Below are 7997 nucleotides of genomic sequence, written 5' to 3'. Positions count from 1 at the left end.
TGCATGTATTAGGCACGCCGCCAGCGTTCGTCCTGAGCCAGGATCAAACTCTCCATAATAGGTGAGTCGATTAGCTCGACTTTGTTGCTGGCGTCAAATTAATGACGTTTTAAAATGAACAATTAAGTTCAAGTTTTTGCTTCCCACACCGAAGTGTGTTCCGCTTTATTGTTGACGTTTTGCTGTTCAGTTTTCAAGGTTCATTAGGTAATTATATGGAGCGGGTGAAGAGAATCGAACTCTCATCATCAGCTTGGAAGGCTGAGGTTTTACCACTAAACTACACCCGCGTTATTATATTATATAGAAGGTATTTTGGCGCGCCCGGCAGGAGTCGAACCCACAACCTTCTGATCCGTAGTCAGACGCTCTATCCAATTGAGCTACGGGCGCTAGTGTTTTTGGTGCGGCCGAGAAGAGTCGAACTTCCACGGGATTTCTCCCACTAGGCCCTCAACCTAGCGCGTCTGCCATTCCGCCACGACCGCTTGATGTTTTAACGACAATACTTAGTATACCACGTTAATTCAAGAAGTCAACAACAAAATTATGAGCCATGTAGGATTCGAACCTACGACCCTCTGATTAAAAGTCAGATGCTCTACCAACTGAGCTAATGGCTCGCAAACTTAGAAAAACATTTGGCTGGGGTACCTGGATTCGAACCAGGGCGTGACGGAATCAAAATCCGTTGCCTTACCGCTTGGCTATACCCCAATAAAAAATGGCGGTCCCGACGGGAATCGAACCCGCGATCTCCTGCGTGACAGGCAGGCATGTTAACCGCTACACCACGGGACCATTTGGTTGCGGGGGCAGGATTTGAACCTGCGACCTTTGGGTTATGAGCCCAACGAGCTACCGTGCTGCTCCACCCCGCGATAATATGATTGTTATAAACACTATGACTCAACGTTTATAGTGAGCTTGACATCTGCATCGGCTTTCGCCTGCTTCGATGTTAATCGCCATCTTCGTTTGGAGATTTGCGCCACCCTCGCGAATACTTTAATGAAAGTATTATGAGAAGTAAATTACGCCACCCTCGCGATTACTTTAGAAGTAATTCGGAATGTGAGTTGTACGACCCTCACGACTTCTTTATAGAAGAGACTACTTTAGCATGAATGCTTGTACATCTTTTTCTCAAAATCGTTATGTAGAGTATAACATAGTTTGTTTATAATTTGAATGGTGACCCCTACGGGATTCGAACCCGTGTTACCGCCGTGAAAGGGCGGTGTCTTAACCGCTTGACCAAGGGGCCATATTGGCTCCGAAGGTAGGACTCGAACCTACGACCATCGCATTAACAGTGCGGTGCTCTACCACTGAGCTACTTCGGAATAATGTTATGTAACCAACCGACTTTTCTTATTATAGTGAGGTACTTCTTCCTCGTCAACCACTTTTGGCCATTTTCTCTAAAGAAATATTATTCCACTTTTAATAATCGTCCAGAACACTTGCCACAGCGGTATTTGTTGGTATTTAAACGAATTTTCCGTCTATACAGCAAACCACAAGAGATACATCCATAGACATGTTGGGCTACTCTTTTCTTTCTTTTTACCGACACTAAGTTTGCACAAAATCTCGGAGATTTAGTCACGTTTAATAAATCTTTAAAATCTTTATCGCGATGTTTATAGCCTTTTCCTTCTATATGTAAATGATAATGGCACAATTCGTGGCGAATGATTCCTTCAAGTTCTTCTAGCCCATATAATTCGAATGATTTTGGATTGATTTGAATGTGATGTGATTGAAGTATATATCGGCCACCTGTTGTTTTGAGACGACTGTTGAAATAAGCTTCATGTTTAAAAGGCTTATGAAACACGTTTTCAGAGATGCTCACTACCAGTTGATGTAGTTCTTCGTTCGTCATGCCACCCCATCCTTTGAATACATTAGAACCTGCCTACCGATTCATGATAGGCAGGCTCCTTTTAGTTTTGTTTTACTGGCGGAAGCATTGTAAGAGAAATGCGTCCTTTTGTTTTTTCGACTTGTTCCACCCATACTGTCACAATGTCACCAAGAGCAACGACGTCTAGTGGATGTTTGACGAAGCCTTTTTTCAATTTGGAAATGTGCACGAGTCCGTCTTGTTTAACGCCGATGTCTACAAATGCACCAAAATCAACAACGTTGCGAACTGTTCCTTGCAATTCCATTCCACTTGCCAAGTCTTCCATTTGAAGAACATCCGTTTTCAGCAATGGTTGAGGGAATTGATCACGTGGATCACGTGTCGGTTTTTTCAAGGTATCCACGATATCTTTCAACGTAATTTCCCCAATATCCAATTGTTCACTTAACTCTTTCAAATTTATTTCATTAAGAGCGAGTTCAGCTTCTTTCGTGCCGATTTGTGCTTTCTTCAAACCTGCAGTTTTCAATACCTCTTCAGCACTTTGATAACTTTCTGGATGGATACCAGTCGCATCAAACGGGTTTTTTGCCTCAGGAATACGTAAGAACCCAATAGCTTGCTCGTATGTTTTGGCGCCGAGACGCGGAATTTTCTTCAGTTGTGCGCGTGAAGTAAACTTGCCATTTTCATCTCGCATGATGATGACATTTTCAGCTACGGTTTTGGAGAGACCCGAAACATATTGTAATAACGATGCAGAGGCTGTGTTAATGTTAACACCCACTTGGTTAACGGCAGTTTCTACTATGAATGTTAATGATTCATTTAGTTTTTTCTGCGAGACGTCGTGTTGGTATTGACCAACCCCTACTGCTTTAGGTTCAATTTTGACTAATTCTGATAGCGGATCCTGTAGTCTTCGAGCAATCGATACTGCACTGCGTTGTTCTACCTGAAGATGAGGAAATTCCGCACGAGCAGTGTCTGAAGCCGAATAAACACTGGCGCCAGCTTCGTTTACAATGACATAAGCAATTTCACGATCTGCTTCTTTCAAACATTCCGCGACGAATTGCTCCGTTTCACGGGAGGCTGTTCCGTTACCTATGGCAACGATTGAAACAGGGTATCGCTTCAATACATCCAAAATGGTTTTTTTGGACGCTGTCGGATCTGCTTTTGGTGGATGTGGATAAATGACGGATACTTCCTGAAGCTTCCCGGTATCATCCACGACAGCTAATTTACAACCTGTACGATAGGCCGGATCTACCCCAAGAACGACTTTACCTTTCAATGGCGGCTGTAATAAAAGGTTTCGCAAGTTTTCAGAGAAGATATGAATGGCTTGTGTTTCCCCTTTTTCTGTTAGCTCCGTGCGAATTTCCCGCTCGACTGATGGAGCAATCAGGCGTTTATAAGAATCCTCAATCGCTTCAGCTACTTGACTGATGCTTGGCGAGGAACTGTGCGTTGGAATCCACTCATCGCGCATGACACTAATGATTCTATCCACTGGTGTAAGCAAATTGACCTTCAAAATATCTTCTTTTTCACCACGGTTTAATGCAAGAACTCGATGGGGCACAATTTTCTTTACTGGCTCCGTGTAATCATAATACATTTCGAATACGCTTTTCTCGTCGGCCTCTTGTTTTTTCACAGTGGATACAATTGATCCTTCTGCACGAGTTAAGTTTCGGATTTTCTCACGTATTTTCGCGTCATCCGCAAATTGTTCCGCTAAAATATCACGCGCACCTTGCAATGCTTCTTCAGCGTTCATCACTTCTTTTTCTTCATTCATAAAGTCTTTTGCTAGCTCTACCGGCTGTGTTTGGGAAAATTTTAATAATAAAAAAGCTAAAGGTTCTAATCCTTTTTCTTTTGCTATTGTCGCTTTTGTTCTGCGTTTTTGCTTATATGGTCGGTACAAATCTTCGAGTCTTTGTAATACAGAGGCTGCCTGAATGGCTTGGGTTAATTCTTCAGTTAATTTCCCTTGCTCATCGATCAAGCGCAGCACTTCTTCTTTTCTTTGCTCTAGTTGCTGTATGTAACGGTAACGATCTTCAACCGCTTTAATTTGTACTTCATCCAGTGAGCCTGTCGCTTCTTTTCGGTAGCGTGCAATAAAAGGAACCGTATTACCTTCTTCCAGTAAATCGATAACTTGCTGGGCTTGTGCTGGGCGTACATTTGTTTCTTTAGCTATTCGTTGCATCATTTGTTTAGCGTCCATGTGACTTATCATCCTTTCGCTTTACATCCATTTATTTTAACATAAGAAAAGCGTAAAGCGCCTCTCTTGCCTGACACAAGGAAATGAATAGGCGCTTAGCAGATGCAAAGAATGCTTCGCATTTCAGAGCACTAAGTGACGCGTGGAGCTATACATAGCTAATCTTGGATGAAACGAAATCCAAACCAATTTTAAACACAAAAAAACCCGCTCCATTTTATTGGAGCAGGCTACTGGCGATAAATGTTGCATCGTCACCATGTTTAATTGTTTGTATTAATGTTTGATACAAATCATAAGCTCCTGTACTACTTCTCATCGTGCTCTTAGGGTTCCCTAAGACGACACCATCGGAATGGAAAAGGAACAGATCACCCGGTTTATAGGAATAAATTTGAGTTCGAAGTTTTTGAGGTCTTCCCGATAAATAGCCCATTACTGGTAGTGGGTAAATCATTTTATCGTCATCTCTTCTAGTCATATAAAACTTGATGTTTCCTACACAGCTATATGCAATGGTCTTAGCAGAAAAGTCGACTTTGACAATCGCTACAGCAGCGCCACGTTTTTGGAACATTAATTTGTTGCATCTCAGCAATAATTCATCAATTGTTTCATGATGGTATTCGGCCAAAATCATCGGAATGATTTCAGATGATTGTCTCGCAATTGGTCCATTGCCTAAGCCATCAGCAATTGCACATAAAAAATACTCCTCATTCATATACGTGAAATACGTATCTCCCGATTCATTGTTTCCCTCTTTTGCTTCCTGATAGACGAATACCTCTAAAAAAGGATGTCGTATCGAGTTCATTACGACACTCCACCAGCTGCAAGAATTGCATCTTGTAACTTTTTAATAGCTTTTCGTTGTAATCGGGAAACATGCATTTGGGAAATGCCGAGTTTGTCACCGGCTTCTTTCTGGCTTAGCTGATCAATATATGTAAATTGGATGACTTGTTTCTCCCGTTCAGAAAGAACACTGAGTGCATTTGCTACTAACATACGCTGATCTGTTTTTTCATAACCATCATCTTGCTGGCCAATAACGTCAAATAAAGTAATGCTACTTCCATCCGAATCAGATTCAAGAGAATGGTCCATCGAAAGAGCTTGGTAGCTTTTACCCATTTCCATTGCTTCTAATACATCATCTTCATCTACTTCAAGATATTCAGCGATTTCAACGATTTTTGGTGAACGTTGAAGTTCTGTGGTTAACGTTTCAACAGCAGATTTTATTCGTGGTCCGAGCTCTTTAATGCGACGTGGAACATGTACTGCCCATGTCTTATCACGCAGAAAGCGTTTAATCTCGCCAATTATTGTTGGAACTGCAAAGGCTTCAAACGTTCTGCCAAACTCAGGGTCGTATCGACGGATAGCACCAAGTAAACCTAACATGCCAACTTGTACAATATCTTCGTGATATGATTTCCCATTTGAATATTTTCGTGCAATGGACTCAACCAGTCGTTGATAATTTATCACCAGGTTAGTTTGAGCTTCTGCATCTTCAGACTCTTGATACGCTTTAATCCACTCGAGAATTTGTTCTTTAGTTTGATGATTAGGAGGAGATAGTTTCGACATTCTCTTCCACCTGCTCTTCTCCGACATACTTTGTCATAAAGACTGTTACGCCTTCTTGGTGGTGGACTTTCACTTCATCCATTAATGTTTCAATTAAATACAGACCAAGTCCACCTTCACGTAAAAACTGTACTTCTTGTTGTTCGTGATAGGGTCCAACTTTGGCTTTTGTTTCTTCAAAGTTAAAGCTTTTACCATGGTCTGATACCATGATTTCAATTTTGTCTGGATAGAGTGCACATCCGACAACGACTTCACCTTCATCAACTCCAGTGTAAGCATGTTGCACGGCATTAGTGATTGCTTCTGAAGAAGCGATTTTTAAATCTTCGATATCATCGTATGTAAAGCCAATTCGACTGGCCAATCCGGATATAGTTAAACGTGCAACACCCACGTATTGGGGTTTTGCAGGCACTCGAATCTCTACATAATCAAATGGTCTCATGATTAGTTTCCACCTTTATCGTCTGTCTCAATATCCATAATTTCACCAAGACCCGTTATATCAAATAATCTCTTTAGACGAGGCGATAATCCCGTTAACTTAACATGGCCGTTAATAGCATTAATATTCTTGAAAAACGCAACAATAACACCCAATCCAGTACTATCCATATATGTTACATCCGACATGTCTAATTCTGCTTGCAAGCCCTCATTTGGCTGCACAGTAGCTAATTTTTCACGAAGCATCGGTGCTGTAAATGCATCGATTTCTCCGCTAATAAAACCTTTAACGAAATTCTCTTCTTCTTTTAACACGACTTGAATATTCATCTATTGACACCCCGTCCATCCACTGTAACTTAATTGATAATTACTTAATACCACTTCGATATCTTTTTGAAACCTTTTAACATGTTTTTTTGAAAATAACGAGTGTAAAGTCATCACGAAGCTCAAAATTTTGCATCTTTTCCAGTTCTTTAAACACGGTATCTACAATTGTTTGAGCAGATTCGTGACGTAAGGAATAAATCAAAGACGCTATGATTTCCTGTTCAATGAAACCTTCATCCGTTCTGCACTCCGTCACACCATCCGTCATCATCACGACAAAGTCGCCACATTCCATTTTGACATCGTGTTGTGTATAGGTGACATTCGGTACAACACCCAGCAAAAGACCTTTTGCATGAAGTTCAGAGAACTCTTCTTTTTGAGCATCGTAAAAAAGGGCAGGCTCGTGACCTGCCGAGGCGTATGTAAAGGTTGATTGTTCAACATTATAGCGACCGTAAAACATGGAGATGAACATATCGTCATTGACACTTTTCTCAACAATTCGATTGATAACATCCAATACTTTTTTGGGATCGGAAGTTGCATCCTGCAAACTGTCCATCCCATATTTGATCATGGACATGCATAGTGCAGCAGGAATTCCTTTACCGATGACATCAGCAACTGCAACGCCAGCATTATTCAAATCGTCGCTGAGAAAATAAATATAATCCCCATTCATTTTACGAGCCGGCACAGAAACAAGACCAATCTCCAAACCAGAAACTACCGGAACAGTTGTTTTCAATAAAGTTCGTTGAACATTGGCAGCTAAGTCCATTTCAACCTTCATTTCTTCCTGCTGTTCCAACAAGCTCTGATGTTCCGCATGAGCAAGCCCATAACGAATCATCATTTCAATTAGCAAATCAAATGAATTCCAAACATTCATTGGCAACTCCGGGAACATTTCTTCTAGTGCTGCCTTATGTATGCTAATTACCTCTTCGGGAGCTATGTTTTTTTGTATAAGTTGACGGCTGAAGTTTTGACCTGCATATAAATTCTGCTCTGTTTGACGCATGACATATTGTCGGAGTATTTCCTTATATTGCCTTTCAATTTCTTGAGGCATTTAATCTAACCTCCTAACGAATCCACTTCGTCGCTTTTATTACGGTTCCTTCACCTAAAACTGTGTCTATTTTAAAATCATCCATTAAACGTTTTACTCCAGGCATACCAGCACCTAATCCACCAGAAGTAGAAAAGCCATCCTCCATCACTTTACGAACATCGGGAATTCCCGGTCCTTCGTCTGATGCGATAATAATAATGCCAAATGATCCGCCTTCTGATATACGTTCAATTTCGATTTTACCTTTTCCCGCATATAAGTAAATATTACGAGCCAGTTCACTGATTGCTGTTGTGATACGTGCCTGATCAACCGTGCCGAAGCCCACTTCTTTTGCTTCATTCCGACCAAGTTGTCTAGCAGCAACAATGTCCCACTCAGTTAAAATTTCTACAGAAGACCGATACCCCATA

Annotated in this window: 8 protein-coding genes, 9 tRNA genes and 1 rRNA gene; all 18 read right to left on the bottom strand. The window is 41.2% G+C overall.

The features are described from left to right. A 16S ribosomal RNA gene (locus tag AC1DSK_RS05215) occupies positions 1-59 on the bottom strand; the annotation flags it as partial. 157 nt (positions 60-216) lie between these two features. Continuing rightward, positions 217-290, bottom strand: a tRNA-Gly gene (locus AC1DSK_RS05210). 26 nt (positions 291-316) lie between these two features. Next, positions 317-393: transfer RNA gene (locus AC1DSK_RS05205), tRNA-Arg, on the bottom strand. A 9-nt stretch (positions 394-402) separates the two neighbouring features. Further along, positions 403-488, bottom strand: a tRNA-Leu gene (locus AC1DSK_RS05200). Positions 489-550: 62 nt separating this feature from the next. Beyond that, positions 551-623 (bottom strand) — tRNA-Lys (locus tag AC1DSK_RS05195). Between the two features lie 19 nt (positions 624-642). Beyond that, positions 643-717: transfer RNA gene (locus AC1DSK_RS05190), tRNA-Gln, on the bottom strand. Positions 718-725: 8 nt separating this feature from the next. Beyond that, positions 726-801: transfer RNA gene (locus AC1DSK_RS05185), tRNA-Asp, on the bottom strand. 3 nt (positions 802-804) lie between these two features. Continuing rightward, positions 805-881: transfer RNA gene (locus AC1DSK_RS05180), tRNA-Met, on the bottom strand. Positions 882-1192: 311 nt separating this feature from the next. Then, a tRNA-Glu gene (locus tag AC1DSK_RS05175) sits at positions 1193-1267 on the bottom strand. A 4-nt stretch (positions 1268-1271) separates the two neighbouring features. Beyond that, a tRNA-Asn gene (locus AC1DSK_RS05170) sits at positions 1272-1346 on the bottom strand. An 89-nt stretch (positions 1347-1435) separates the two neighbouring features. Then, the gene (locus tag AC1DSK_RS05165) at positions 1436-1891 is read right to left on the bottom strand and encodes a SprT family protein (RefSeq protein ID WP_477546900.1); all 456 of its coding nucleotides are present in this window, start codon (positions 1889-1891) and stop codon (positions 1436-1438) included. 61 nt (positions 1892-1952) lie between these two features. Then, a complete protein-coding gene (locus AC1DSK_RS05160) occupies positions 1953-4121 on the bottom strand; it encodes a Tex family protein (RefSeq protein WP_477546899.1) in 2169 nt (722 codons plus the stop codon). A 217-nt stretch (positions 4122-4338) separates the two neighbouring features. Next, the gene (locus AC1DSK_RS05155; RefSeq protein WP_477546898.1) at positions 4339-4938 is read right to left on the bottom strand and encodes a PP2C family serine/threonine-protein phosphatase; all 600 of its coding nucleotides are present in this window, start codon (positions 4936-4938) and stop codon (positions 4339-4341) included. After that, positions 4938-5720 carry an RNA polymerase sigma factor SigB gene (gene sigB / locus AC1DSK_RS05150; protein ID WP_016429766.1) on the bottom strand — a complete coding sequence of 261 codons (783 nt, stop codon included), beginning with the start codon at positions 5718-5720 and terminating at the stop codon, positions 4938-4940. The genes AC1DSK_RS05155 and sigB overlap by 1 nt, the downstream gene beginning before the upstream one ends. Continuing rightward, positions 5698-6168, bottom strand: coding sequence for an anti-sigma B factor RsbW (rsbW, locus tag AC1DSK_RS05145; protein WP_016429765.1), 471 nt, complete (start codon positions 6166-6168; stop codon positions 5698-5700). Before rsbW ends, sigB begins: the two co-directional genes overlap by 23 nt. 2 nt (positions 6169-6170) lie before the next feature. Beyond that, entirely contained in the window at positions 6171-6500 is a 330-nt protein-coding gene (locus tag AC1DSK_RS05140; RefSeq protein ID WP_477546897.1) for an anti-sigma factor antagonist, read from the bottom strand. 76 nt (positions 6501-6576) lie between these two features. Further along, on the bottom strand, positions 6577-7581 hold the full coding sequence (locus AC1DSK_RS05135; RefSeq protein WP_477546896.1) for a SpoIIE family protein phosphatase: 1005 nt from the start codon (positions 7579-7581) through the stop codon (positions 6577-6579). 13 nt (positions 7582-7594) lie between these two features. Further along, on the bottom strand, positions 7595-7996 hold the full coding sequence (locus AC1DSK_RS05130) for an anti-sigma regulatory factor (protein ID WP_016429762.1): 402 nt from the start codon (positions 7994-7996) through the stop codon (positions 7595-7597). Position 7997 lies beyond the last annotated feature (1 nt).

This window comes from Paenisporosarcina sp. P4_B8, from assembly GCF_056402175.1.
The sequence above is the reverse complement of the archived record's forward strand: the minus strand, read 5'-3'. Positions and strand labels throughout refer to the sequence as shown.